Annotated in this window: 24 protein-coding genes; 6 read left to right on the forward strand and 18 right to left on the reverse strand. The window is 71.1% G+C overall.

Features of this window, described 5'->3' with window-relative positions:
• Window positions 1-95: 95 nt before the first annotated feature.
• The 5 genes from pyrE to AMK33_RS13975 all read right to left on the reverse strand — a co-directional run bounded on the left by pyrE (window position 96) and on the right by AMK33_RS13975 (window position 4945).
• On the reverse strand, window positions 96-644 hold the full coding sequence (gene pyrE / locus AMK33_RS13955; RefSeq protein ID WP_073933128.1) for an orotate phosphoribosyltransferase: 549 nt from the start codon (window positions 642-644) through the stop codon (window positions 96-98).
• A 10-nt stretch (window positions 645-654) separates the two neighbouring features.
• The gene (locus tag AMK33_RS13960) at window positions 655-1443 is read right to left on the reverse strand and encodes an aldose epimerase family protein (protein WP_073933129.1); all 789 of its coding nucleotides are present in this window, start codon (window positions 1441-1443) and stop codon (window positions 655-657) included.
• A 289-nt stretch (window positions 1444-1732) separates the two neighbouring features.
• Window positions 1733-2539, reverse strand: a complete 807-nt coding sequence (locus AMK33_RS13965; RefSeq protein WP_073933130.1) for an SRPBCC domain-containing protein — start codon at window positions 2537-2539, stop codon at window positions 1733-1735.
• Window positions 2540-2626: 87 nt separating this feature from the next.
• Entirely contained in the window at window positions 2627-4300 is a 1674-nt protein-coding gene (locus tag AMK33_RS13970) for a polyamine aminopropyltransferase (protein WP_073933131.1), read from the reverse strand.
• A gap of 126 nt (window positions 4301-4426) precedes the next feature.
• On the reverse strand, window positions 4427-4945 hold the full coding sequence (locus AMK33_RS13975; RefSeq protein WP_073933132.1) for a DUF2617 family protein: 519 nt from the start codon (window positions 4943-4945) through the stop codon (window positions 4427-4429).
• A 937-nt stretch (window positions 4946-5882) separates the two neighbouring features.
• On the opposite strand from AMK33_RS13975, the gene AMK33_RS41360 reads away from it, so the two are divergent.
• Window positions 5883-6107 carry a hypothetical protein gene (locus tag AMK33_RS41360; protein ID WP_073933134.1) on the forward strand — a complete coding sequence of 75 codons (225 nt, stop codon included), beginning with the start codon at window positions 5883-5885 and terminating at the stop codon, window positions 6105-6107.
• Between the two features lie 65 nt (window positions 6108-6172).
• Window positions 6173-7366: a pyridoxal phosphate-dependent aminotransferase gene (locus AMK33_RS13990; protein WP_073933135.1), complete on the forward strand. Its 1194-nt coding sequence runs from the start codon at window positions 6173-6175 to the stop codon at window positions 7364-7366.
• A gap of 32 nt (window positions 7367-7398) precedes the next feature.
• On the opposite strand, the gene AMK33_RS13995 is transcribed toward AMK33_RS13990, so the two are convergent.
• The 3 genes from AMK33_RS13995 to AMK33_RS14005 form a co-directional block, all read right to left on the reverse strand.
• Entirely contained in the window at window positions 7399-7785 is a 387-nt protein-coding gene (locus tag AMK33_RS13995) for a toxin-antitoxin system, toxin component, PIN family protein (protein ID WP_073933136.1), read from the reverse strand.
• On the reverse strand, window positions 7775-8434 hold the full coding sequence (locus AMK33_RS14000; protein ID WP_073933137.1) for a DUF433 domain-containing protein: 660 nt from the start codon (window positions 8432-8434) through the stop codon (window positions 7775-7777). Before AMK33_RS14000 ends, AMK33_RS13995 begins: the two co-directional genes overlap by 11 nt.
• Before the next feature lie 97 nt (window positions 8435-8531).
• Window positions 8532-8954, reverse strand: coding sequence for a hypothetical protein (locus tag AMK33_RS14005; RefSeq protein ID WP_383455365.1), 423 nt, complete (start codon window positions 8952-8954; stop codon window positions 8532-8534).
• 177 nt (window positions 8955-9131) lie between these two features.
• Between AMK33_RS14005 and AMK33_RS14010 the strand changes: the two genes are divergently transcribed.
• Complete coding sequence (locus AMK33_RS14010) at window positions 9132-9806, forward strand: SCO4225 family membrane protein (RefSeq protein WP_073933138.1); 675 nt, start codon at window positions 9132-9134, stop codon at window positions 9804-9806.
• Window positions 9807-9877: 71 nt separating this feature from the next.
• Here the strand turns inward: AMK33_RS14010 and AMK33_RS14015 are convergent, their stop codons facing one another.
• The gene (locus tag AMK33_RS14015) at window positions 9878-10408 is read right to left on the reverse strand and encodes a YbjN domain-containing protein (protein ID WP_073933139.1); all 531 of its coding nucleotides are present in this window, start codon (window positions 10406-10408) and stop codon (window positions 9878-9880) included.
• A 180-nt stretch (window positions 10409-10588) separates the two neighbouring features.
• Complete coding sequence (gene clpB, locus AMK33_RS14020; RefSeq protein WP_073933140.1) at window positions 10589-13186, reverse strand: ATP-dependent chaperone ClpB; 2598 nt, start codon at window positions 13184-13186, stop codon at window positions 10589-10591.
• A 128-nt stretch (window positions 13187-13314) separates the two neighbouring features.
• On the opposite strand from clpB, the gene AMK33_RS14025 reads away from it, so the two are divergent.
• The gene (locus AMK33_RS14025) at window positions 13315-13731 is read left to right on the forward strand and encodes a pyridoxamine 5'-phosphate oxidase family protein (RefSeq protein WP_073933141.1); all 417 of its coding nucleotides are present in this window, start codon (window positions 13315-13317) and stop codon (window positions 13729-13731) included.
• 168 nt (window positions 13732-13899) lie between these two features.
• On the opposite strand, the gene AMK33_RS14030 is transcribed toward AMK33_RS14025, so the two are convergent.
• Together AMK33_RS14030 and AMK33_RS14035 are read right to left on the reverse strand one after the other, a co-directional pair.
• Window positions 13900-14235: a hypothetical protein gene (locus tag AMK33_RS14030; protein WP_073933142.1), complete on the reverse strand. Its 336-nt coding sequence runs from the start codon at window positions 14233-14235 to the stop codon at window positions 13900-13902.
• Window position 14236: 1 nt separating this feature from the next.
• Window positions 14237-14449 (reverse strand): hypothetical protein, encoded by a 213-nt coding sequence (locus tag AMK33_RS14035; RefSeq protein WP_327379183.1) that lies wholly within the window; start codon window positions 14447-14449, stop codon window positions 14237-14239.
• A gap of 105 nt (window positions 14450-14554) precedes the next feature.
• Between AMK33_RS14035 and AMK33_RS42420 the strand changes: the two genes are divergently transcribed.
• The gene (locus AMK33_RS42420) at window positions 14555-15574 is read left to right on the forward strand and encodes a helix-turn-helix transcriptional regulator (protein WP_079194862.1); all 1020 of its coding nucleotides are present in this window, start codon (window positions 14555-14557) and stop codon (window positions 15572-15574) included.
• A complete protein-coding gene (locus tag AMK33_RS42425) occupies window positions 15571-16548 on the forward strand; it encodes a helix-turn-helix domain-containing protein (protein ID WP_073933144.1) in 978 nt (325 codons plus the stop codon). Before AMK33_RS42420 ends, AMK33_RS42425 begins: the two co-directional genes overlap by 4 nt.
• Here AMK33_RS42425 and AMK33_RS14050 read toward each other — a convergent pair.
• The 6 genes from AMK33_RS14050 to dnaK form a co-directional block, all read right to left on the reverse strand.
• Entirely contained in the window at window positions 16511-17542 is a 1032-nt protein-coding gene (locus AMK33_RS14050; protein ID WP_073933145.1) for a helix-turn-helix transcriptional regulator, read from the reverse strand. The genes AMK33_RS42425 and AMK33_RS14050 overlap by 38 nt on opposite strands.
• Before the next feature lie 132 nt (window positions 17543-17674).
• A complete protein-coding gene (locus AMK33_RS14055; protein ID WP_201263023.1) occupies window positions 17675-18781 on the reverse strand; it encodes a sugar ABC transporter substrate-binding protein in 1107 nt (368 codons plus the stop codon).
• Between the two features lie 276 nt (window positions 18782-19057).
• Window positions 19058-19507 carry a heat shock protein transcriptional repressor HspR gene (locus AMK33_RS14060; RefSeq protein ID WP_073933147.1) on the reverse strand — a complete coding sequence of 150 codons (450 nt, stop codon included), beginning with the start codon at window positions 19505-19507 and terminating at the stop codon, window positions 19058-19060.
• 6 nt (window positions 19508-19513) lie between these two features.
• Complete coding sequence (gene dnaJ, locus AMK33_RS14065) at window positions 19514-20698, reverse strand: molecular chaperone DnaJ (RefSeq protein ID WP_073933148.1); 1185 nt, start codon at window positions 20696-20698, stop codon at window positions 19514-19516.
• 36 nt (window positions 20699-20734) lie between these two features.
• Entirely contained in the window at window positions 20735-21406 is a 672-nt protein-coding gene (gene grpE, locus AMK33_RS14070) for a nucleotide exchange factor GrpE (RefSeq protein ID WP_073933149.1), read from the reverse strand.
• On the reverse strand, window positions 21403-23247 hold the full coding sequence (dnaK, locus tag AMK33_RS14075; protein WP_073933150.1) for a molecular chaperone DnaK: 1845 nt from the start codon (window positions 23245-23247) through the stop codon (window positions 21403-21405). The genes grpE and dnaK overlap by 4 nt, the downstream gene beginning before the upstream one ends.
• Between the last annotated feature and the right edge of the window lie 12 nt (window positions 23248-23259).

Genomic DNA, 23259 nt, shown 5'->3' on the forward strand with positions numbered 1-23259 from the left:
GCGACGTCATTGTCGGGGCCATCTTCCCAGACTTGTCCGGCCGGTCGACGGCGCAGGTCAAGTCGTTATGCGGCGGGATGCCGGACCCGGCGGCCTCAGTCGAGGCCGAGCTCGTCCTTGTCGTAGGCGAACAGGTACGGCACCCCGGCGCCCTCCTGGATCTTCTCGGCGGCGCCGGTCGCCCGGTCGACGATCGTCGCGACGGCCACGACCTCCGCGCCGGCCTCGCGCACGGCCTCGACGGCGGTGAGCGGGGAGCCGCCGGTGGTGGAGGTGTCCTCGACGACGAGGACGCGGCGGCCCTTGATGTCCGGGCCCTCGACGCGTCGCTGCAGCCCGTGCGCCTTGGCGGCCTTGCGGACGACGAAGGCGTCCAGCTTCCGGCCGCGCGCGGCGGCGGCGTGCAGCATGCTCGCCGCCACCGGGTCGGCGCCCATGGTCAGCCCGCCCACCGCGTCGAACTCCAGCTCCGCGGTCAGGTCCAGCAGCACCTGCCCGACCAGCGGGGCGGCCTCGCCGTCGAGGGTGATGCGGCGCAGGTCGACGTAGTAGTCGGCCTCCAGACCGGAGGAGAGGGTCACCTTGCCGTGCACCACGGCCTTGTCCTTGATCTGCTGCAGCAGCGCGCCACGTACGTCACTCATGACAGCCAGCTTAGAGGCGGGTCCAGGTCCAGGTCGTCGAGGCCTCCAGCGGCTCCAGCGGGGTGACCAGGCGCGGGTGGGTGTTCAGCCCGTTCGGCGGCCCGGTCTGCGGCTCCACGCAGACGGCCTCGCGCTGCTCGTCGTAGACCACGACCCACTCCTCCCGGCTGGTCACCTTCAGCTCCAGCCGCCCCGGCCAGGTGAGGGTGACGTCGACACCGCCGGGCATCCCGAAGCAGTCGTCCCACGGTCCGGGCTTCGGGTCGACGCGCTGCCCGGTCGGCAGATGGTCGTCTCCGCGCTCCTCCTGCCAGGCGGGCGCGAAGTCGATCGCCACGTCCTCGCCGCCGAGGCTGCGGTTGAACCACGGGTGCCAGCCGATCTGCGCCGGGAAGGACGACTCGTACGTCTCCACGCTCATCGTCAGCGTCAGGGAGTCCCCGGTCAGCGCGATCTGCTGGGTGACGCGCCCGGAGTACGGCCACGGCTCGACGAGGTCGTACGTCATCACGGCCTCGTCGGTGCTCGTACGGGCGGTGCGCCAGGCGGCGTCACGGGCGGTGCCGTGGATGGCGTTCGGCGGGGCGTTGAGCGGCATCTGGTGCACGACGGCACCGTCCCGGAACCGTCCGTCCCGGATCCGTCCGCACCAGGGCACCATCGGGAAGCACCCGAACCGCTCCCCCTGCCGCAACAGCTCGACGCCCCCGACCCGCAGCCCTCCGACCCGCCCGCCGTTCCCCGGCAGCACGGTCACCTCCGCGTCACCCGCGGTCAGCGCGATCTCTCCGTTACTCACGCAACGACCCTACTGGGACGATCAAGAGGGCGTCGCCAGCCGCGGCCAGTCGTGCCGCCGGCCGGGGCCCGGTCTTCGCTCACCGGCGCTCACCGGGCGCCGTCGCGCCCACCCGTGCCGCCCTGCGGCACGACTGCCCGCGGGAACGCCGCAGCTGCGGCACGATTACCGCGGAGGCGTCGCAGCTGCGAGCAGTCGTGCCGCTGGGGCGGCACGGGTGGGCGCGGCGGCACCCCGTAAACGCCGGGCCGCGCGAACACCCCCCGCCCGACCCCGACGCAACGGCAGCTCAGCGACGTCGGCGGAGCGCCCTGATCGCGACGACCGCCGAGGCCACCGCCAGCGCCGCCGCCGGCGCGGCCCACCGCAGAGGTGTGCCGGAGGCGACGGTCTGCGGTGCGGGAACGGGCGCGTAGCGGCCGCGCGGCGGAGCGTGGTCCACCTCCTCCGCGCTGCGGCCGATCATCGTCCGCCGGGCGTGCGCCGCCTCGGCGACGGAGTCGTCGTCCTCCTCGTCGAGGGAGGACGACGGAACCTCCACGTCGAAGACGGACGACGACGGCGGCGGAGCGTCGTCCGCGTCCGGCGTGGTGTCGAAGTCGGTCGTGGCCTGGGGTTCGAAGTCCCCCGTCGACAACAGCTCGGGCGACTCCGGCTCGCCGGAGCCCCGCTCCGCCGCATCAACCCCCAGATTCTCCGCGAAGCGATTCAGCAGGCGGGCCACCGCCGAGGCCACCGCGTCCGCCGGGAATTCCGTGACCCGGCCGTCGGCCGTCGCCGTACCCCCGACCGTGAGAGCGGTACCACCCTCCACGGACCGCAGCCGCAACCGCAGCGCGAGCTTCACCGAGCCGCTGCCACGGGCCTCCGCCGCGTCGCCCTCGACGGCATAGGAACCATCATCCCGCGCGGACACCCGTACGGCCCCCCGGTAGGTGACGGAGTGGCTGCCCACGCGGATCTTCAGCCGCCCGGCGACGGGATCCGCCCCGGCGTCGTGCTGGAGCCCGGGCACCGCCCGGGCGACCCGTGCGGGGTCGTCCAGCACCTCCCTGAGCCGCTCCGCCTCGACCGGAACGAACACCTCGTGCTCCATGACTGCGGAGCCTACCCACGCGACGCCGGACCGCACCCCCGTCGGCGGGAAGTCGCGGCGCGTCGGCACGGAACGTAGTAGAGGGGCTCAGCCGGTGTACCGGGGGTGCACCAGCGTGGACGGCGGCAGACCGGTGACCCGGGTGCGCTCCGCCGCCCGCACGTCCGCCGCGAGGGAGGCGTCGGTGAGCGTGCGCGGACGCGGCCCGGCGGGGTCGAGACGCGGTACCGGAACGTTTCGGGCGGCCAGCACGAACCCCCAGTCGCGGTGGACGTGGGCGGTGGCCGTGGCCCCCCGGTCGGGCCCGGCGGCGAAACCGGCCCGCCGGCCGCCCACCTGGTACGCGGCGGTACGCAGCCCCGCCGCGCGGAGCGTCGAGTCCACCGTCCAGAAGTCGCGGGGCCGGGTCGCCACCGCACCCCCGTGCACCACCAGCCGCCCGCCGGGCGCCAGCACCCGCCGGACCAGCCCGTAGAACTCCTGCGAGTACAGCTTCGTACTCGCGGTGATCCCGGGATGCGGCAGATCCGAGACGACGACGTCGTACGCCGCCGGGGGCGCCCCGCGCAGCCAGTCGAAGGCGTCCGCGGTGGTCACCCGTACGCGCGGATCGTCGAGGGCGTGCGCGTTCAGCGCGGACAGCGCCGGATCGCGGCGGGCCAGCCGCACCACGCCCGCGTCGATCTCGACGACGTCGACCCGGCGCACACCGGTGTGGCGCAGCACCTCGCGGACGGCCAGCCCGTCACCGCCGCCGAGGACGAGCACGCGCGCGTGCGGCCCGTGCATGGCGGGGTGCACCAGCGCCTCGTGGTACCGGAGTTCGTCCCGGCCGCTGATCCGCAGCCGCCCGTCGAGGAACAGGTTCAGGGGCCGCCCGTCCCGCCCGCCGGTGAGCAGCACCTCCTGGACGTCCGTCTGCAGGGCCACCCGTACGTCGGAGCCGTACATGGCGTGCCGGGCGGCCCGTTCGAAGTCGTCGACGAGGACGGCGGCCGAGGCGAGGATCGCGAGCACGCACACGTTGGCGGTGACCAGCAGCCGGCGGGCGCGCCGCGTGAGGTCCTGCCGGAACAGCCCGAGCACCAGCGCCCCGCCGACGACCGCGTTGACGGCCCCCGTGATCAGCGCGCCGGTCAACTGGCCGAGCAGCGGCAGGAGGAGGAAGGGGAAGGCGAGCCCGCCGACGAGCGCGCCGACGTAGTCCGCGGCGGACAGGTCGGCCACCGCGCCGCCCGCGTCCTGCCGGCGGATCCGCTGGATCAGCTCCATCAGCAGCGGCACCTCGGCCCCGATCAGCAGCCCGGTGGCGAGGGAGAAGGCGACCAGCAGCGAGCGCGGGCCGCTCGCCCACACGCCGCCCCAGTCACCCGTCCAGGCGAACACGGCGTACAGCGCCATCGCACTGCATCCGCCGACGAGGGCGAGGGTCGCCTCGACGGCGCCGAACCCGGCCGCCGCGTGCCGCCGCAGCCGTTTCGCGGCGAGGGAGCCGATGCCCATCGCGAAGACCATCACGGACAGCACGACGGACGTCTGGGCGACCGAGTCACCCATCAGATACGTGGCCAGCGCGACCAGTTCCAGCTCGTACACGAGTCCGCAGGCCGCACAGACGAACACGCCCGCGAGGACCAGGAACCTCCCCGTGCCCTGCCGCACCGGCAGCCGCAGCGCGCTCCCCGCGTCGCCGCCGGGGCCGCCCGGCCCGTCCCAGGACTGCGCGGAGCCGGGCGGTGCGGGGGCCTGCGGTTCGATCACTCCAGCGACGTTACGTTACGCCTCCACCGCACAACGTCACCCACACGTGTGGTCTTTGTTTACACCTGCCCGATATTGGTACGAGCAATGACTTCCTCGATCCCCGACCCTCGGCCCCGGCCGGCCTCACACCGCCGACCTCACCCGTACCCCCACCCTCGTCCGCGTCGCCACGAGCTGCCCGTCCTGCGGGTAGGCGTGCCAGGTCCGCCAGTGCACCTGGCCCTCATGACTCTGGGCGAGCATCGCCGTGAACGCGTGCGGACTGCCGGGGAAGACCCCGGCGAGACCCTGCGGATGGTCGGAGACCAGGGCCAGCAGCTCCTGGGCGCGGCCCGCGAAGGACCCCGGGGAGAGCATCTCCACCCGGGCGGCGAACTCGTACTCCCAGTCGTCCACCCGCTTGGCCACGCCCAGCGGAAGCGGCGTACTGCTGCCCGGAATACACGCCACCGTCTCCGAGCAGAGCCCCCGCTCCTCCTCGAGCAGCACCTGGTGGGACGCGCCGAGCAGTCTCAACTGAACCTTTCTTCCGGCCAGTTCGAGATCGAGGGTGGCCAGCGCGGGAAGCGGCTCGCTTCCCAGGGCCCAGGCGAGGTCGGCCGCGCGCGTGTCGGAATAGGAGGTGTTCAGGGTCGTGAGCATGGATCGGCTCCGCTGGCACACAAGGAGAGGGAGATAGGGGGTCGCGCACCCCGGTCGCGCCGGGGGACTCGGCCCGTCAGCCCGGTCGCCCGGCCGGAAGAAGGGTCCGCGGGGAGTCCGAGGGCTGCGTCGGTGATTTATAGGCAATCATGAACTGTGGTGCCACCACAGCGTTTTTACCCAACTTCGTGGCCTTTCCATCCCTTGGGGGGCTCCCCAGCTCAACTGTTCAACCCCGGCGTGCGCCCCGAGGTGACGGCGTACGCCGGTGGACCGCGCCCCGGAACGGCACAGCGGGGCCCGCCCCAGGTGCGGACCCCGCTGCCGCGGATACGTCATCCCCCGATGCGGAGGCGGGCTGCCCCGTGTCAGCCGCCCCCTCCACCGCATCCGCCGCCCCCGCAGGACGACCCGCCTCCGCAGGACGAGCCACCACCGCAGGACGATCCCCCGACGGAGCCCGACGAGCAGGACCCGCCGCTGCCTCCGCCACCGCCCGCCCACCAACTGTCGCGGCCCCTGCCGCGACGGACGGCGCCCACCCGCCGCGCGGGCCTGCGCGCCGCGCTCACGACCGCGACCAGCAGCACGAGAAGCACCACCAGGATGATGCCGATGACCATGGCGTCACCCTCCTTTCGTTCCCCCGTGATCCCCCGAAGCGGCCCCCCGTGGGCGCCTCGCTCACGCGTGTGACCGGGAGATGCCCTCCACCCGCGCGGCCCAAAGCAGAGTTGAGGAACTTCTGAGGGTCCTGTCGGAGAAACGACTTCTGACCTGCGGGGAAGGGCAGTTCGGGGACCGCCCGGGTCTCACCGGGCCGGTCCGTGGCCTCCGCCGTTGGGGTGGGATGTGTGGCCCCGCCCGGCACGACGGGTTATCCATCCGTGCGGGTGTCCCGAGATGCCCGCGTGCCGAAGAGAACGGAGAATCCCTCATGCGCGTTGCCCTGCGCCTGGTCGTCCCGGTCCTGCTCGCCACCGCCGGTGCGATGGCCTCGACGGCTCCCGCCACCGCGGTGGCCGACCCCGTCGCGACGATCGCCTGCCTGACCGAAGCTCCCGCCGCCGCCACCGCGCTCGTCGACCCGGCGGCCCTTCGCGACCCGGCGGCCCTCCTCGACCCGGCCGGGGCGCCCGGGGTGTCGTGCCTCGCCCCCTGACCCGCCCTCCCGGCGGACACCCACCCGCGAAGGCGGGTTGAGGAACCCCGGGGCTTCGGCGCAGGATGGCCGCCATGACCTCCAGCGCGCGCCCTCTCCTGAACCGCCGGCTCGCCGAGTTCGGAACGACGATCTTCGCCGAGATGTCCGCCCTGGCCCTGCGGACCGGATCCATCAACCTGGGCCAGGGCTTCCCCGACACCGACGGCCCCGAGGAGGTCAGGGAGGCCGCCGTACGGGCCCTGCGGGACGGCCGCGGCAACCAGTACCCGCCGGGCCCCGGCATCCCCGAACTGCGCACCGCCGTCGCCGCGCACCAGCGACGCCGTTACGGCCTCTCGTACGACCCCGACACCGAGGTCCTGGTCACCGCCGGCGCCACGGAGGCCATCGCGGCCGCCCTGCTCGCGCTGCTGGAACCCGGCGACGAGGTGATCGCCCTGGAGCCGTACTACGACTCCTACGCGGCCTGCGTCGCCATGGCCGGCGGCCGACGCGTCCCCGTCACCCTCCGCCCCCACGAGGGCCGCTTCCACCTCGACCTGGACGAACTGCGCGACGCCGTCACCGACCGCACCCGCCTGCTGCTGATCAACACCCCGCACAACCCGACCGGCACGGTCCTCACCCGCGAGGAACTGACGGCGATCGCCGAGCTGGCGGTGGAACGCGACCTGCTCGTCGTCACGGACGAGGTCTACGAACACCTGGTCTTCGACGACGCCGAACACATCCCCCTGTCCACCTTCCCCGGCATGCGCGACCGCACGGTGACCATCTCCAGCAGCGGCAAGACATTCTCGTTCACCGGCTGGAAGGTCGGCTGGATCACGGCACCCCCGGAACTGGTCACGGCGGTCCGCTCGGCCAAGCAGTTCCTCACCTACGTCTCGGCGGGCCCCTTCCAGTACGCGATCGCCGAGGCCCTCGCCCTCCCCGAGTCGTACTTCACCGGACTCCGGGACGACCTGCGGTCCAAGCGCGACGTCCTGGCGGCCGGCCTGGAGGAAGCGGGCCTCACGGTCCACCGCCCCTCCGGCACCTACTTCATCACCGCCGACATCCGCCCCCTGGGCGAAACCGACGGCATCACCTTCTGCCGCGCCCTCCCGGAACGCGCGGGCGTCGTAGCCATCCCCACGTCGGTCTTCTACGACCACCACGAGATGGGCGCCCCCTTCGTCCGCTTCGCGTTCTGCAAGAAGCAGTCCGTGTTGGAGGAGGCCACCCGCCGCCTCAAGGCCGCCGGAACCCGCTGAGCACGGTCACTCGGCCTCGGGCGATCCCCTCTTCACGGCCAGGTGCGCTCGATGCGGTCACGTCGTACCGCGTAGGCCGCGGGACCGCCCCTGGCCACGGCCCGGTGGATGGCCTCACGGTGTGCGTCGAACCGCCCGACCATCTCGGCGCTGGGCAGCTGCTGGTTGTCGAGGTAGAAGAGCACCGCTTCCCGTTCGAGCACCGGTCGGATCTCCAGGTCCCGGCTCTTGATCCGGCCGTCCTTCGAGATCGGCACCCATGACTGGTCGAGGCCGTGAGCGATCCAGTCCTCGTCGGCGATGTCCTGCGCGTCGTCGGGGAAGACGTCCCCGATGCGGTGGACGGTCCAGCCGCACGCCCTCAGCCCTTCCGCGACGCGACGTCCGAGATTGCGGTCGAGGAAGAACTCAGGCGGCAAGGCGCACCACTGCCCTGCACAGCGCGTCCACCTGCTCGGGTGTCATGTCGAAGTCGTACGCGATGTCCTCGACGCTCTCCCCGGCCTCCCAGAGGTCGGTGATGGCCTTGACCGCGACGCGGTTGGCGGCCACGACGGGCCGCCCGTGCCCGAACCTCGGGTCGATCACCACGGGGACGGACTCCGGGTACTGCCTGAGCCGCAGACTGGAGGGGAAGTCGTCGTCGGGCTCCCAGTTCAGGTAGCGGAGGTAGCCGGAGACCACCTCGTGGATGGGCGCCTGACCGTCCCGGGCCCTGCGGAGGTCCCCCAGCCCGTGCTCGACGAAGATGTCCACGCCGTCCGTCGCGATCCGCTTCGAGACAAGGCCGTAGGGGGTGTCGAAGGCGTCCCGTACGGCGGTGGCCGCTTCCCTGATCTCGCTCATCCGCAGCCCCAGGGTGCGGAGGGAGCGGAGAACGTGCGCCTCGGCCACCGCGATGAACGGCACCGAGGGCTGTCCCTTGCGAGGCAGTGGTTCCACCTGGTGGACCAGCGGTGCCCCGGCGGCCCTGCCCTTCAGCCACGAGGTGAGCGTCGACTGCGGGATCTCCAGGTAGGAGGCCGTTTCCGTGGGGGTCAGAAGTCCGTCCCTGAACCGGTCGGTCATGCCCCACCTCCTCCGTCTGTCGAGTCCGCTGCTCGATTTCGCATCGTCGCACATCAGGTTTCCCGTCCGGAGGCCGATCGCACACCCGCCTGTCGGCTCAGCAGGCGGCATGGAGACGGCTCTCCGGCCGGCAGCCTCGGCACCGGCCGGGTTCCGGTGCGCGGAACGCCTTGTCGCAGCCGTCGCAGGTCTGGAAGGGGAGGACGGCCGGGCGTTCGTCACGGTGTGTCGGCGAGAGGGGGGCGACGGGTAGTGGTGTCTCGCGCAGGCGGTAGGCGAGGATGCCCGCCGGACGGGTCAGGAAGTGACCGGGGAGGCCTTCGGTCAGCAGCTTGACGATCCGCACCGTTCCCAGACCCGCCGCGAGCCACCGGGAGACGGCCGGCGCCAGCCGTGCGGCCTCCTGTACGGACAGGACGAGGCGGGGGTCGACCCGACACAGTGCGGTGAGTACGGCGAGGGCCTGGGGGTCGGCGCCTCGTCGCCCCCTGAGCAAGACGGTGTGGGCGGAGGTGTCCACGGAGGCGCCGGCTCACCTGTGAAAGCCGGCCCGTCCACGCCGAAGTCGCGTAGGCGCGAGGCGTCTTCGGCGTACTAGGTGCTGTCGCCCTGCCGGTGAGTAGTCGTACTCATGCCGGAACGAGCCCTCCGGGTCACTGTGGTGATCACCGATCCGTACCGGCTTGAAGGGCCTTCGATGCCGACTTCCTCTCGCTCACGTCTGCGGCGACTTCCCGTGCTCGCCACGGACGGTTGGCTCGCCCGGGGCTATCTGACCGTGTTCGCCTTCGGCGTCCTGGTCATGTTCCTCTTCCCGGAGAGCCCTTACGCCATGGGACCCATGCTGCTCACGGCGCCCCTCTCCTTCCTGCCCGTGCTCCTCCCCTTCGGGCCCGGTACCGGGGGAAGCCCGCCGGTCGAGGTGCTGGCCACCGGCCTCTGGTTCGCGTGGACCCTCCTGTGTGCCCTCGTGAACGCCGCCGCGCTCGGCGCCCTCGCCAGGAAGTCGGACCGGGCACCCTCCGTACGTCCTCGCCCGCGGGCCCCACGGGCCCCGCGGGCACTGCTCGCGCCCGCCGTGGACAACTGGCTCGCGCGCGGCTATCTCGCCGTGGTCGCGGCGGCGCTGGGAACCTTCCTGTACGCCGTGTTCGTGTCGTCGGACCCGGGGTTCGCGGGGATATGGCCCATCATGGCCGCGGCACCGCTCAGCTTCCTCGCCCTGCTGGTGACGGCACCCGTGGAGTACTCCTCGCCCACCTGGCTGAGCTCACTGGTCTTCTCCGCCGGTGTGGTCCTGTCGGGACTGGTCAACGCCGTACTGATCGGCCTGCTCGCACACAGGCTGAGGGCCCGCCCCGCAGGGAGGTGAGGCAGAAAAGAGCCCGGTCCGGACAGTGGCTGTCCGGACCGGGCTCTCGTCACGCCATGCCTGAGGACGGACTACTCGTCGTCCTCGGGCTTGTCGTCCGTCTCGTTGATCTCCTGCTCCAGGCCGAGCTGCTCGACGAGCCACTTGTCGAACTCGATCGCGGCCCGCACCCAGCTGACCGTCGACGAGACGAAGTGCTCCAGGCTGACGCCCATGCCGATCAGCATCTGGGCCTCACCGATGAGACGGACCGTGCCGTCGTCGTGGGTGTGGGTGTAGACCTTGGGCCACAGCGTGCGCCGGTTCCAGTCGTCGACGGACTCGAGGAGCTGGGGCTTCTCGTCGATCTGGTGCGGCCGGTCGTAGAACGTCCGGACGGAGAAGATCTGCTGGTCGCCCTCGCCACGGAACATGAAGTAGGTGCGGAACTGCTCCCACGGCGCCGCGAGGTCACCCTCGTCGTCGACGACGTACTTGAGCTCCATCTGGTCGAGGAGCTGCTTCACGAGGTCCTGATCCGGGACGACGGGGCCCGCCGGTCCTTGGGGCTGCGGCTCGGGCTGGCCCCCGAAACTGGGAATCGAGGACGGGTCGATGGACATACTGGGACACTCCTACGTCGTCTGGCGTCCGGCCGTCGCTGAGACCAGACGTACCACCCACCCTCTCTCTCTTGCCCCGTGCCGGGCAACCTGCCCCGGCCGACAGCCGCCGTCGAATCAGCCGTCGGTGGGAGGGCAGGGGTCCCGACCCGGCCCCTCGGCCGGGTCGGGACCCGCGGGCTACAGGGTCTTGCCCGTCGCCGGGCCCACCAGGAGGCCGTCCTCGAAGCGGTCCACGCGCACCGTGTCGCCGTCCTTGATCTCGCCGGCCAGGATCTCCTTGGCGAGACGGTCGCCGATGGCGGTCTGGACGAGGCGGCGCAGGGGGCGGGCGCCGTAGGCGGGGTCCATGCCCTCCTCGGCGAGCCACTCCAGCGCCTCGGGGGTGACGTCCAGGGTGAGGCGGCGTTCGGCGAGGCGGCGGGAGAGGGACTCCAGCTGGAGCTTCGCGATGCGTGCCAGTTCGGGCCCGGTGAGGGCCGAGAAGACGACCAGGTCGTCGAGGCGGTTGAGGAACTCGGGCTTGAAGGAGGCCCGGACCACCTCCAGGACCTGCTCCTTCTTCTCCGCCTCGGTGGTCACCGGGTCGACCAGGTACTGGCTGCCCAGGTTGGAGGTCAGGACGAGGATGGTGTTGCGGAAGTCCACCGTGCGGCCCTGGCCGTCGGTGAGGCGGCCGTCGTCGAGGACCTGGAGCAGGATGTCGAAGACCTCGGGGTGGGCCTTCTCGACCTCGTCGAGGAGGACGACGCTGTAGGGGCGGCGGCGGACGGCCTCGGTGAGCTGGCCGCCCTCCTCGTAGCCGACGTAGCCGGGGGGCGCGCCGACGAGGCGGGCGACGGAGTGCTTCTCGCTGTATTCCGACATGTCGATGCGGACCATCGCCCGCTCGTCGTCGAAGAGGAAGTCGGCGAGGGCCTTCGCCAGCTCGGTCTTGCCGACGCCCGTCGGGCCGAGGAAGAGGAAGGAGCCGGTGGGGCGGTCGGGGTCGGCGATGCCGGCGCGGGACCGTCGTACGGCGTCGCTCACCGCGCGTACGGCCTCGGTCTGGCCGATGAGGCGCTTGCCGAGTTCGTCCTCCATGCGGAGCAGCTTCTGGGTCTCGCCCTCCATCAGGCGGCCGGCCGGGATGCCGGTCCAGGAGGCGACGACGTCGGCGATGTCGTCGGCGCCGACCTCCTCCTTGACCATGGTGTCCCTGGCGGCCTCCTCCTCGGCCTCGGAGGCGGCCTCCAGGTCGCGTTCCACCCCCGGGATCTCGCCGTAGAGGAGTTTGGAGGCGGTGTCGAAGTCGCCGTCGCGCTGGGCGCGTTCGGCCTGGCCGCGGAGTTCGTCGAGCTTCTCCTTCAGCTCGCCGACCCGGTTGAGGGACTGCTTCTCCTTCTCCCAGCGGGCGTTGAGGCCGCGCAGTTCCTCCTCCTTGTCGGCGAGGTCGCGGCGCAGGCGCTCCAGGCGTTCGCGGGAGGCGGCGTCGGTCTCCTTGCCGATCGCCATTTCCTCCATCCTCAACCGGTCCACGGCGCGCTGGAGTTCGTCGATCTCGACCGGCGAGGAGTCGATCTCCATGCGGAGGCGGCTGGCGGCCTCGTCGACGAGGTCGATGGCCTTGTCGGGGAGGAAGCGGGAGGTGATGTAGCGGTCGGAGAGGGTGGCGGCGGCGACGAGGGCGCTGTCGGCGATCTGGACCTTGTGGTGGGCCTCGTAGCGGCCCTTGAGTCCGCGGAGGATGGCGATGGAGTCCTCGACGGTCGGTTCGGCGACGAGGACCTGCTGGAAGCGGCGCTCCAGTGCCGGGTCCTTCTCGATGCGTTCGCGGTACTCGTCGAGGGTGGTGGCGCCGACCATGCGGAGTTCGCCGCGGGCGAGCATGGGCTTGAGCATGTTGCCGGCGTCCATCGCGGAGTCGCCGCCGGCGCCGGCGCCGACGACGGTGTGGAGTTCGTCGATGAAGGTGATGATCTGGCCGTCGGAGTCCTTGATCTCGGCGAGGACGGTCTTCAGCCGCTCCTCGAACTCACCCCGGTACTTGGCGCCGGCGACCATGGCGCCGAGGTCGAGGGCGACGAGCCGCTTGTTCTTCAGCGACTCGGGGACGTCGCCCTTGACGATGCGCTGGGCGAGGCCTTCGACGACGGCGGTCTTGCCGACGCCGGGCTCGCCGATCAGCACCGGGTTGTTCTTGGTGCGGCGGGACAGGACCTGCACCACGCGCCGGATCTCCTGGTCGCGTCCGATGACGGGGTCGAGCCTGCCCTCGCGGGCGGAGGCGGTGAGGTCGGTGCCGAACTTCTCCAGGGCCTTGTACTGGCCCTCGGGGTCGGCGGTGGTCACCCTGCGTGCTCCGCGCGCCTTCTGGAAGGCGTCCTGGAGCTTCTTCGCGGTGGCGCCCTGCCGGGTGAGGACCTCGCCGGCGGCTCCGCCCTTGGCGGCGGTGCCGATGAGGAGGTGTTCGGTGGAGAGGTACTCGTCGCCGAGGTCGCGGGCGCGGGACTGGGCGTCCGCGATGACGGCGAGCAGTTCACGGTTGGGCTGGGGTGGTGCGACGGTGGACCCGGTGACGCTCGGCAGGCCGGCGAGGACGCGCTCGGCCCCGGAGCGTACGGCGGCCTGGTCGGCGTCGACCGCGGCGAGCAGGTCCGTGATGTTCTCGTTCTCCTGCCCGGCGAGCAGGGAGAGCAGCAGGTGGGCGGGGGTGAGGTCGGGGTGTCCCTCGGTCACGGCCCGGTTCCCTGCGGCCTGGATCGCTTCCCGGCTCCGGTTGGTCAGCTCGGCGTCCACGTGTCCGTTCTCCTCCTTGCGGTGACCCTTCAGCGGCCTTCGCGGCTGACTCGGTCAGCGTACACAAACTTGAGTCTATTCCACTCAAGGTGGCGGACGGGAGTGCGGCGGGGACTAAGTTCCGGTCCATGGCCACCTCGTACTCGGTAGATCCGGGCGATCCGGACGCGTCGTATCTCAGCTTCTGGCGCGAGAAGCACCTGTGCACACTGACCACCCTCCGTCCGGACGGCACCCCGCACGTGGTGCCCGTCGCGGTGACGTACGACCCCGTGGCGCGCCTTGCCCGGGTGGTCGCGAACAAGTCGAGCGCGAAGGTGCGGCACGTGCTGGCGGCGGGGGACGGTGGCGCCCTCGTCGCGGCGTGCCAGGTGGACGGCCGGCGGTGGGCGACGCTGGAGGGGCGGGCGGTGGTCCGTACGGAGCGGGAGCGGGTCGCCGAGGCGGAGCGGCGGTACGCGGAGCGCTACGGGCGGACGCCGCGGCCGAATCCGTCGCGGGTGGTCATCGAGATCGCGCTCACGCGCGCGATGGGGCGCGGGTGAGGCCTGCCCTGCGGTTCGTACACCGAGCGATGACTTCCGGCCATCGCGCGATCGGGTCGATACCCGGAAATGTCCCGGAAAACTGCAGCGGCGTCACCGTGTTCAGGTCACGGTGACGCCGCTGCGGGGGGAAGCACCTGCGCGATCTTTTACGACGGGGGAATCGCGTCAGGCACTGCGGGGGGTGGCCGAGATGGTCCGGGGGACAGGGGAGTCCGACTCCACCTGCCGGTGGTCCCGCTGGTCCAGGTTCACAAAGATCATTCCGTACCGGATGGCACACCGTACGGGCTTCGGTGCCCCCCTGGGCCGCCGCAGGCACCGGTACGCCCGTACGTCCCCGTCCTCGTCGCGGGTGACGACGACCGGCTCACCGAAGACGGTCACCATCAACGAGTCACCGCTGTGGGGGATGGCGGTGACCAGATCGATGAAGTGCCATCCGGACCGGTAGGCGGTCGCCATCTCCCGGCGGAAGGAGCGGTCGTCGGGTGGAGTAGTCATGTCAAGCCCACACGCTGTCATCCGTACGCGCGGGGCCGGCCCACACACTGTCGGCCATGACCGCGTCCTCGGCGACGATCGGCGCGACGATCGGCGGCCACACGCTGTCCGCTCTGACGTCCACCTTCGCCTCGGAGAGGCCGCCCGCTATTCCGAAGGCCACACCGACGGAGAAGGCGGCGACAAGCACCGAGCGAAGCATTTTCTTACTCATAGTCGGCTTCGTCCTCACTTGAAGGTCCCCTCTGTCCCCCGTCCAGTACGACGATGGCTCATTCGGGCACATCATGGCCACACGATCGGTGCATCATGTTCCTGCATGTTCAGGACCCTGTGGGGTGGAGATTTGGGAACGAAACAGACCAAGGCGGCACATCCTCACGCGGTGACCGAGCTGTGCGAGGAGGGGGTGCGACTGTACGCGAATGCCCTCCGCGCGGGACGTATCGCCCGCGCCGACGTGGAGCCCGCGCCCTGCTTGATGGACTTCGCCCTCCTTCATCCCGATCCCGACGACGCGCAGTGGTTGCGTCCGGTGCTCCCCTCCATCGCGCTCTCCCAGCGGTTGAGCCCCATAGAGCGGGAGATCACCGAACGCCGGCGCCTGTCGATAGAACTCGCCGACACTTTCGAGCCTTTCATGTCCCTGAGCGCCCAGGAGATCGCGCCCACCCACTCGATCACCGTGCTCGAGGGCAACGACCGCATCAACAGCGCGCTGGACCTGGCCACCGCCCAGTGCCGGACGGAGATGCTCACCGTCCAGCCGAGCGGGCACCGGCCCGAACGCAGCCTGCTCCAGGGGTTCGAGCGCGACCGGCTGCTCGTCGAACGCGGCGTGCGCATCCGCACCCTCTACCAGCACACCGCCCGCTTCAACCCCGAACGCCTCTCCTACGTCGAGCAGTTCGCCAACGGCAGGGCGGAGTACCGCACCATCGACGAGCTGGTGGAGCGCCTCATCATCTGCGACGAGACGGTCGCCTTCATCCCCGTGCGCGACGACCGCCAGGTCGCCCTGGAGCTGCGGCACACCGGCCTCGTCCGCTACCTGAGCAAGGTCTTCGAGTTCATGTGGAGCCGCGCGGTCCCGCTGACCGCCGGCACCCCCTACGAGACCGCGCCCGACGGCATACCGGAGATACAGCACTCCATCGCCAAGCTCCTGGTGGAGGGCCACGTGGACGAGGCCATCGCCCGCCGCCTCGGCATGAACGTACGGACGTGCCGCGCCCACATCGCCAAACTCGCCGCCACCCTCGGCAGCGGCAGCCGGGCCCAGCTCGGCTACCTCATCGCGGAGTCCGGGATCCTCCACCAGGAGGGAACACCGCAGTGACCTCGCCGGCGCACGCGGAGCACGGGGCGGAGGAGCTCTGCGCCACGGGCGCCGCCCTGTACGAACGCGCCCTGCGCGAGGGACGGGTGACCGCCCTGGAGGCGCGGGCGGTGCCCTGCCCGGCCGACCTGGGCCTGCTGCACCCCTCGGTGGACGACCAGGACGCGTGGGAACCCGTGGCGCCGCACGTCGGCCTGCACCGCCTGCTGCGCGCCTCCGCGGACCGGATCGCCGACGAGCGGCGCCGGGAGGAGCGGCTGGCCGGGGTGTTCGCGCCGCTGCTGGCGGACGGACCCGACGACGCCCGGACGGCACCCGCGCTCACGCTCCACACCACGCGCGAACACATCGGCCAGGCCATCGACGAGGCGATGACCGACGCCTCCGAGCTCCTCGCCATCCAGCCCCGCAGCACGTACGTCCGCGCCGCCCCGGTCTCCGACGAGCCGGCGATCCGGCGCGACCAGGCACTGCTCAGCCGCGGTGGCCGGATCCGCGTCCTGTACCAGCACACGCTGCGGCACGCCCCCGGGATCGCCGCCCGCTACGAGCGGCTGCACGGCGACGTCGAGGCCCGCGGCCTGGACGAGGTCACCGACCGGCTCATCGTCGTCGACCGCGCCGTCGCGTTCGTCCCCGCCCGCGCCGACCGCGCCACGGCGCTGGAGATGCGGCACCCGGCGATCGTCGGATACCTCGCCACCACCTTCGACCGGCTCTGGCGGCTGGCCACCCCCATGTACCCGGAGACCGTCCCGCAGCCCTCCGTCGACGGCATCACGCCCCGCCAGCGTGCCATCGCCGAACTGCTCGTCGAGGGGCACACCGACGCCGTCGTGGCCGACCGGCTCGGGATGAACATCCGCACCGCCCGCGTCCACATCGCCAAACTCGCCGCGCTGCTGGGCAGCCGGAGCCGGGCGCAGCTCGGCTATCTCATCGGGCGGTCCGGGATCCTCGACCGGGCGCGGTGACGGCGGGGCTCCGGAAGCCGTCCAGGCCGGCCTGGGCGATACGGACGCCGAGCTGCGTACGGCTGGCCGCGCCCAGCGTCTCCGACAGGCGGGCGATGTGCGCCCGGCAGGTCCGCACGCTGATGCCGAGGCGTTCCGCGATCACCGCGTCCTGGTGGCCCTCCGCGAGCAGGGCCGCGATGGACTGCTCCCGGTGCGAGATGCCCTCGATGCCGGTGTCGGGCAGCGGGGCGGTCAGCGGGATGGCGAGCCGCCACAGCCGGTCGAAGACCGTGCCCAGGTACTCCACCAGCGCCGGGTGGCGCAGCTCCAGCGCCATGGTGCGTTCGGCGTTGGCGGGGATGAAGGCGACCGTGCGGTCGAAGAGGATCAGCCGCTCGATCACCTCGTCCAGGGTGCGCGCCTCCACCGCGTCACCCATCAGCTCCAGGTAGCTGAGGAGTCCGTGCCCGTGCCGGGCGACATGCGTGTACAGGTCCCGCATGCGCACGCCCCGGCCGCGCAGCGCCGTCGCCCGGTGCAGGCCCTCGGACAGCTCCGCCTCGCGCCGGATGCCGCCCGGCTGGACGGTGAGCACCTCGGTGGTGCACGCCTGGGTCGCCTCGTCCATCGCGGCCTGGATGCGGGCGAGCCCGTCCAGCACCCGGATCGCCGGGCCCTCCGCCGCCGACGGTGAGGCGGGCGTCCGGTGGCCCAGACCGGCGTACCGTTCGAAGGCCTCGACGGCCGAGCCGACCCGGCGCCGGCTCGCGTTCACCTCGTCGTACATCCCGCGCAGCAGCCGGGTCATGACCTCCTGCGGGGAGGTGGGGACGAGCCAGTCCATGTCGTCGGGGTCGGGGTGCAGCAGGGCCAGCTCCAGCAGGCAGGGCACCGGCTCCGCGTCCCGGCGCGGCAGCCGTCCGCGCCGTACGGCCCGGGAATACACGCGATCCCCGGCCTCGCACAGTCGGTCAGCACCGTGTGGATGCCCGTCCGTCCCGTGCCCGGCCATCGCCCATCCCACCCCCGGTTCAGCCACTTTCCGCAGCGCAACTATGCGCGGCCGGAACCGGCTGTGCAACACGGGCAGGACCCGACGCCGGTCGGGGGACCGGCGGGTGGCCGGATATCGACGGGGTGGCGGCTACTTCAGCTTGACCGCTTCGCAGGCCGCCGCGAACTCCGCGGTGCAGATGTCGGAGACGTCGTAGATCCCGTCGGCGACCACGGTGTCCTCGATGTTGTCCTTGGTCAGCGCGACCACGGGCACGAGCTGCGCCGGGATGTCCTTGGTGGTGGGGCTGTCCACCCGCTCGCGGGTGAGCGAGTCGAACTGGATGTCCTTGCCCTGGACCTTCGCCACGGCCATCTCGGCGGCGTTCTCGGCCTCGTCCGGGTAGGACTTGTACACGCTCATGTACTGCTCGCCGGCGAGGATGCGCTGCACCGCCGCGAGTTCGGCGTCCTGGCCGGTGATCGGGGGCATCTCGGTCACGCCGGCGGCCTTGAGCGCCTTGACGATGCCGCCCGCCATGCCGTCGTTGGCGGAGTAGACCGCCTCGATGTCGCCCGCGCCGATCGCGTCGATCGCCTCGGCCATGTTGGCCTGGGCGTTCTCCGCCTTCCAGTCCTTGGTGTCGTAGGACTTGGCGATCGTCACCTTGCCCTTGAGCTCGGAGAGCGCGCCCGCCTTGAACTGCTTGGCGTTGGGGTCGGTCGACGAACCGTTCATCATCACGATCTTGTCGGTGATGCTGGCCTCGCCGCCGAGCGACTCCAGCAGGGAACGGCCCTGCACCTCGCCGACCAGCTCGTTGTCGAAGGAGATGTACGCGTCGATCGGTCCCTCGGCGAGACGGTCGTAGGCGATGACGGGGATGCCCGCGTCCTTGGCCTTCTGCACGCCGTCCGCGATGGCGTGCGCGTCGACCGCGTCCAGCACGATGACGTCGACCTTGTCGTCGATCATCTGCTGCATCTGGTCGGCCTGCTTGCCGGCGTCCGCCTCGGCGTTGGCGTACTCGACCTTGCCCTTCTTGTTGGTGAGCGACTCCACCTTCGTCTTGAAGATGGGGTAGTCGAACTGCTCGTACCGGGTGTTGCCCTTCTCCGGGAGCAGCAGCCCGACGGTGATGTCGTCGCCCTTGGTCGGGCTCGCGTCGTCGCTGCTCCCCGTCGCGTTGAGCGCGCCGCATCCGACGAGCGTGACGGACATGGCGGTGGCGGCCACGGATATGGCGATACGACGCATGCGAGGGCTCACTTCAGGTGCGTTTTGGACGTGGGCACAGCTTTGCGGCCCATGTGACTGAAAAGCCAACGCTTCAGCCCCCACCGGAGTCAAGGTCGGCCACTTAACGAGATGGACACAGCACGGTGCGCCGAACTCGTGAGAGACCTGCGGACGTCCGGCGAGAATCATCTGGACACGCAGCCATACGATAGTCACACACGCAACTGTGCATAAGCCGAGAGGCCCGGAGGTTCGGTGGACCTCCGGGCCTCTCGCGGTTTCCGGGCCGGCGCCTCAGTCCGGCTGCTGCCGCTTGGGCCGCCACACCACCAGCGCGCTGGTCTGCTGCACCTCCTGGTAGGGCACCAGGTCACGGCGGTACGAGGCGTGCACCGCGGCCTCGCGCTGCCGCATCGCCGCGGCCGCCCCGTCCAGGGCGTTCTCCAGTTCGGCCGCACGGGCCTGGAGGGCGGCGACCTGGTTCTCCAGTTCGATGATGCGCTTGATTCCGGCCAGGTTGATGCCCTCGTCCTGCGACAGCTGCTGCACCTGACGGAGCAGTTCGATGTCACGGGCCGAGTAACGACGGCCCCGGCCGGCCGTGCGGTCCGGCGACACGAGACCCAGCCGGTCGTACTGCCGCAGTGTCTGCGGGTGCAGGCCGGAGAGCTGGGCCGCCACCGAAATGACGTAGACCGGGGTGTCCTGGGTCAGTTCATACGGATTGCGTCGACGGCCGTCCATCTGAAATCAAGCTCCCTTCGCGGCCTGGAACAGCTCCGCCCGCGGATCGTCGTCCGCGGTCGCCTCGCGATACGCCTCGAGTGCGTCACGAGCCTTCCCCGACACGTCCTTGGGAACACTCACCTCCACGGTGACCAGCAGATCGCCGCGGGTGCCGTCCTTGCGGACCGCGCCCTTGCCCCGGGCCCGCATGGTGCGCCCGTTGGGTGTGCCCGGCGGCAGCTTCAGCGTGACCGGCGGACCGCCCAGCGTCGGCACCCGGACCTCGCCGCCGAGGGCGGCCTCGGCGAACGTCACGGGGACCGTGACGGTGAGGTTGTCGTCCTTGCGGCCGAACACCGGGTGGGCGCCGACGTGCACGACGACGTACAGATCCCCGGCGGGGCCGCCGCGCTCGCCCGGAGCGCCCTTGCCGCGCAGCCGGATCCGCTGGCCGTCGCTGACGCCCGCGGGGATGCGCACCTGCATGGTCCGCGAGGACTTGGCCCGGCCGCTGCCCTTGCAGATCTCGCAGGGCTCCTCCGCGATCAGACCGCGGCCCTTGCAGTCGGGGCAGGGGTCGGTGAGCGAGAAGCCGCCGCCGGAACCCCGCGCCACCTGGCCGGTGCCGACGCAGGTCGGGCACACGCGCGGTGTGCCGTTCTTGTCGCCGGTGCCCGAACAGGCCTTGCAGGGTGCCTGCGAGGACATCCGCAGCGGGACGGTCGCGCCCTCGATCGCCTCGGTGAAGCTGAGCGTCACCTCGGACTCGATGTCCTGGCCGCGCCGCGGCTGGGTACGCGTGGTGCCCGCGCCGCCGCGGTTGAACAGGCCCCCGAAGACGTCACCGAGGCCGCCGCCGAAGCCGCCGCCGGCCTGCTGGCCGCCGGCGCCCTGACCGCCGAAGAGGTCACCCAGGTCGAAGTTGAAGGAGCCGCCGCCGCCCGCGCCCGGCCCCGGCCGGAAGCCTCCGCTGCCGAAGAGCGCGCGGGCGTCGTCGTACTCCTTGCGCTTCTTGGGGTCGCCGAGGACGTCGTTCGCCTCGGAGATCTCCTTGAACCGCTCCTCCGCCTTGGCGTTGCCCTTGTTGGCGTCCGGGTGGAACTCGCGGGCGAGCTTCCGGTACGCCTTCTTGATCTCGGCCTCGGTGGCGTCCTTGGGGACGCCGAGGACCTTGTAGTAGTCCTTCTCGATGAAGTCCTTGGTGCTCATCCCCGACGTCCCTCCTTCCCTGCGTCAGCTATTACGTCAGCCCTCCTCCGGGCCACCGCTCTCCTTGTTCTCCGACGGTCCGTCCTGCGCCTCGGTGCTCTCCTCGGCCGGCTTGACCGTCTGCGCGCCGGGCTGCGGCTCGGCGACAGCCACCCGCGCGGGGCGGATGGTGCGCTCGCCGATCCGGTACCCCGGCTGCAGAATCGCCACGCACGTCGTCTCGGTGACGTCCGGCGCGTAGCTGTGCATCAGCGCCTCGTGGATCGTCGGGTCGAAGGGCTCGCCCTCCTTGCCGAACTGCTGGAGGCCCATCTTGGCGATGACCGTCTCCAGCGACTCCGCGACGGACTTGAAGCCGCCGACCAGCTCGCCGTGTTCCCGCGCGCGGCCGACGTCGTCGAGCACGGGGAGCAGCTCGCTCAGGAGGTTCGCCACGGCGATCTCCTTCACGGCGATCCGGTCGCGCTCGACCCGGCGGCGGTAGTTCTGGAACTCGGCCTGGAGGCGCTGGAGGTCGGCCGTGCGCTCGTTGAGCGCCGTGCGCGCCTGGTCCAGCTGGGCCACCAGTGCCGCTTCCTGGCCCGTGTCCCCGGCCGGGGCCGCCCCTTCCTCCGCGGAGGGTGTGGAGGCGGCCTTCGGCTCGGCTTCGTCGGAGGGGACGTCGGGCTGCTGCGACTGCTCGTCGAAGCCCGGGGTCTCCTCGGTCACGCCGCACCGTCCTTGCGGTCCTCGTCGACGATCTCGGCGTCGACGACGTCGTCGTCGGCCTTCGCCTCACCGGCACCGGCGGACGCGCCACCGGCGGCCTGCCCGGCCTGGGCGTCGGCGTACATGGCCTGGCCCAGCTTCTGGGAGACGGCCGCGACCTTCTCCGTGGCCGTGCGGATCTCGGCGGAGTCGTCGCCCTTGAGCTTCTCCTTCAGCTCGGCGACGGCCGTCTCGACCTCGGTCTTGACGTCGCCGGGGACCTTGTCCTCGTTGTCGCTGAGGAACTTCTCGGTCTGGTAGACGAGCTGCTCGCCCTGGTTGCGGGACTCGGCGGCCTCGCGGCGGGCGTGGTCCTCCTCCGCGTACTTCTCGGCCTCCTGGCGCATCCGGTCGACCTCGTCCTTCGGCAGCGAGGAGCCGCCGGTGACGGTCATCTTCTGCTCCTTGCCGGTGCCGAGGTCCTTCGCCGTGACGTGCATGATGCCGTTGGCGTCGATGTCGAAGGAGACCTCGATCTGCGGGACGCCGCGCGGCGCCGGGGGCAGACCGGTCAGCTCGAACATGCCGAGCTTCTTGTTGTACGCGGCGATCTCGCGCTCGCCCTGGTAGACCTGGATCTGCACCGACGGCTGGTTGTCCTCGGCCGTGGTGAAGATCTCGGAGCGCTTCGTCGGGATCGTGGTGTTGCGCTCGATCAGCTTGGTCATGATGCCGCCCTTGGTCTCGATGCCGAGGGACAGCGGGGTGACGTCGAGCAGCAGGACGTCCTTGACCTCGCCCTTGAGGACACCGGCCTGGAGAGCGGCACCGATCGAGACGACCTCGTCCGGGTTGACGCCCTTGTTGGCCTCCTTGCCGCCGGTCATCTCCTTGACGAGCTCGGCGACGGCGGGCATACGGGTGGAGCCACCGACGAGAACGACGTGGTCGATCTCGGACAGCTGGATGCCGGCGTCCTTGATGACGTTGTGGAACGGCGTCTTGCAGCGCTCCAGGAGGTCGGCCGTGAGCTGCTGGAACTGGGCGCGGGTGAGCTTCTCGTCCAGGTGCAGCGGGCCCTCGGCGGACGCGGTGATGTAGGGGAGGTTGATCGAGGTCTCGGTGGACGAGGACAGCTCGATCTTCGCCTTCTCGGCGGCCTCGCGCAGACGCTGCAGCGCCATCTTGTCCTTGCCGAGGTCCACGCCGTGGCCCGACTGGAACTGCTTGACCAGGTAGTCGACGACGCGCTGGTCCCAGTCGTCACCACCGAGGTTGTTGTCACCGTTGGTGGCCTTCACCTCGACGACACCGTCGCCGATCTCCAGCAGGGAGACGTCGAAGGTACCGCCACCGAGGTCGAAGACGAGGATGGTCTGGTCGTCCTTGTCGAGGCCGTACGCCAGGGCGGCGGCCGTCGGCTCGTTGACGATGCGCAGCACGTTCAGACCGGCGATCTCGCCGGCCTCCTTGGTCGCCTGGCGCTCGGCGTCGTTGAAGTACGCCGGGACGGTGATGACCGCGTCCGTGACCTTCTCGCCCAGGTACGACTCGGCGTCGCGCTTCAGCTTCTGCAGCACGAAGGCGCTGATCTGCTGCGGGTTGAAGGGCTTCCCGTCGAGCTCGATCTTCCAGTCGGTGCCCATGTGGCGCTTGACCGACCGGATGGTCCTGTCGACGTTCGTGACCGCCTGGCGCTTGGCCACCTCGCCGACCAGCACCTCGCCGTTCTTGGCGAAGGCGACGACGGACGGCGTGGTCCTGGCGCCCTCGGCGTTGGTGATGACGGTGGGCTCGCCGCCCTCCAGAACGCTGACGACGGAGTTAGTCGTGCCCAGGTCGATGCCGACCGCACGTGCCATTTCGATTCCTCC

The sequence above is a fragment of the Streptomyces sp. CB02400 genome, from assembly GCF_001905725.1.
Lineage (GTDB): Bacteria > Actinomycetota > Actinomycetes > Streptomycetales > Streptomycetaceae > Streptomyces > Streptomyces atrovirens.

Excerpts from the sequence above, each read along its gene's own strand:
- pyrE (WP_073933128.1), bottom strand. The coding sequence starts at position 644 with ATGAGTGACGTACGTGGCGCGCTGCTGCAGCAGATCAAGGACAAGGCC.
- AMK33_RS13965 (WP_073933130.1), bottom strand. The coding sequence starts at position 2,539 with ATGGAGCACGAGGTGTTCGTTCCGGTCGAGGCGGAGCGGCTCAGGGAG.
- AMK33_RS13975 (WP_073933132.1), bottom strand. The coding sequence starts at position 4,945 with ATGCTCACGACCCTGAACACCTCCTATTCCGACACGCGCGCGGCCGAC.
- AMK33_RS41360 (WP_073933134.1), top strand. The coding sequence starts at position 5,883 with ATGCGCGTTGCCCTGCGCCTGGTCGTCCCGGTCCTGCTCGCCACCGCC.
- AMK33_RS13990 (WP_073933135.1), top strand. The coding sequence starts at position 6,173 with ATGGCCGCCATGACCTCCAGCGCGCGCCCTCTCCTGAACCGCCGGCTC.
- AMK33_RS14000 (WP_073933137.1), bottom strand. The coding sequence starts at position 8,434 with ATGACCGACCGGTTCAGGGACGGACTTCTGACCCCCACGGAAACGGCC.
- AMK33_RS14010 (WP_073933138.1), top strand. The coding sequence starts at position 9,132 with ATGCCGACTTCCTCTCGCTCACGTCTGCGGCGACTTCCCGTGCTCGCC.
- AMK33_RS14015 (WP_073933139.1), bottom strand. The coding sequence starts at position 10,408 with ATGTCCATCGACCCGTCCTCGATTCCCAGTTTCGGGGGCCAGCCCGAG.
- AMK33_RS14025 (WP_073933141.1), top strand. The coding sequence starts at position 13,315 with ATGGCCACCTCGTACTCGGTAGATCCGGGCGATCCGGACGCGTCGTAT.
- AMK33_RS14030 (WP_073933142.1), bottom strand. The coding sequence starts at position 14,235 with ATGACTACTCCACCCGACGACCGCTCCTTCCGCCGGGAGATGGCGACC.
- AMK33_RS14035 (WP_327379183.1), bottom strand. The coding sequence starts at position 14,449 with ATGAGTAAGAAAATGCTTCGCTCGGTGCTTGTCGCCGCCTTCTCCGTC.
- AMK33_RS42420 (WP_079194862.1), top strand. The coding sequence starts at position 14,555 with ATGTTCAGGACCCTGTGGGGTGGAGATTTGGGAACGAAACAGACCAAG.
- AMK33_RS14050 (WP_073933145.1), bottom strand. The coding sequence starts at position 17,542 with ATGGCCGGGCACGGGACGGACGGGCATCCACACGGTGCTGACCGACTG.
- AMK33_RS14055 (WP_201263023.1), bottom strand. The coding sequence starts at position 18,781 with ATGCGTCGTATCGCCATATCCGTGGCCGCCACCGCCATGTCCGTCACG.
- AMK33_RS14060 (WP_073933147.1), bottom strand. The coding sequence starts at position 19,507 with ATGGACGGCCGTCGACGCAATCCGTATGAACTGACCCAGGACACCCCG.
- dnaJ (WP_073933148.1), bottom strand. The coding sequence starts at position 20,698 with ATGAGCACCAAGGACTTCATCGAGAAGGACTACTACAAGGTCCTCGGC.
- dnaK (WP_073933150.1), bottom strand. The coding sequence starts at position 23,247 with ATGGCACGTGCGGTCGGCATCGACCTGGGCACGACTAACTCCGTCGTC.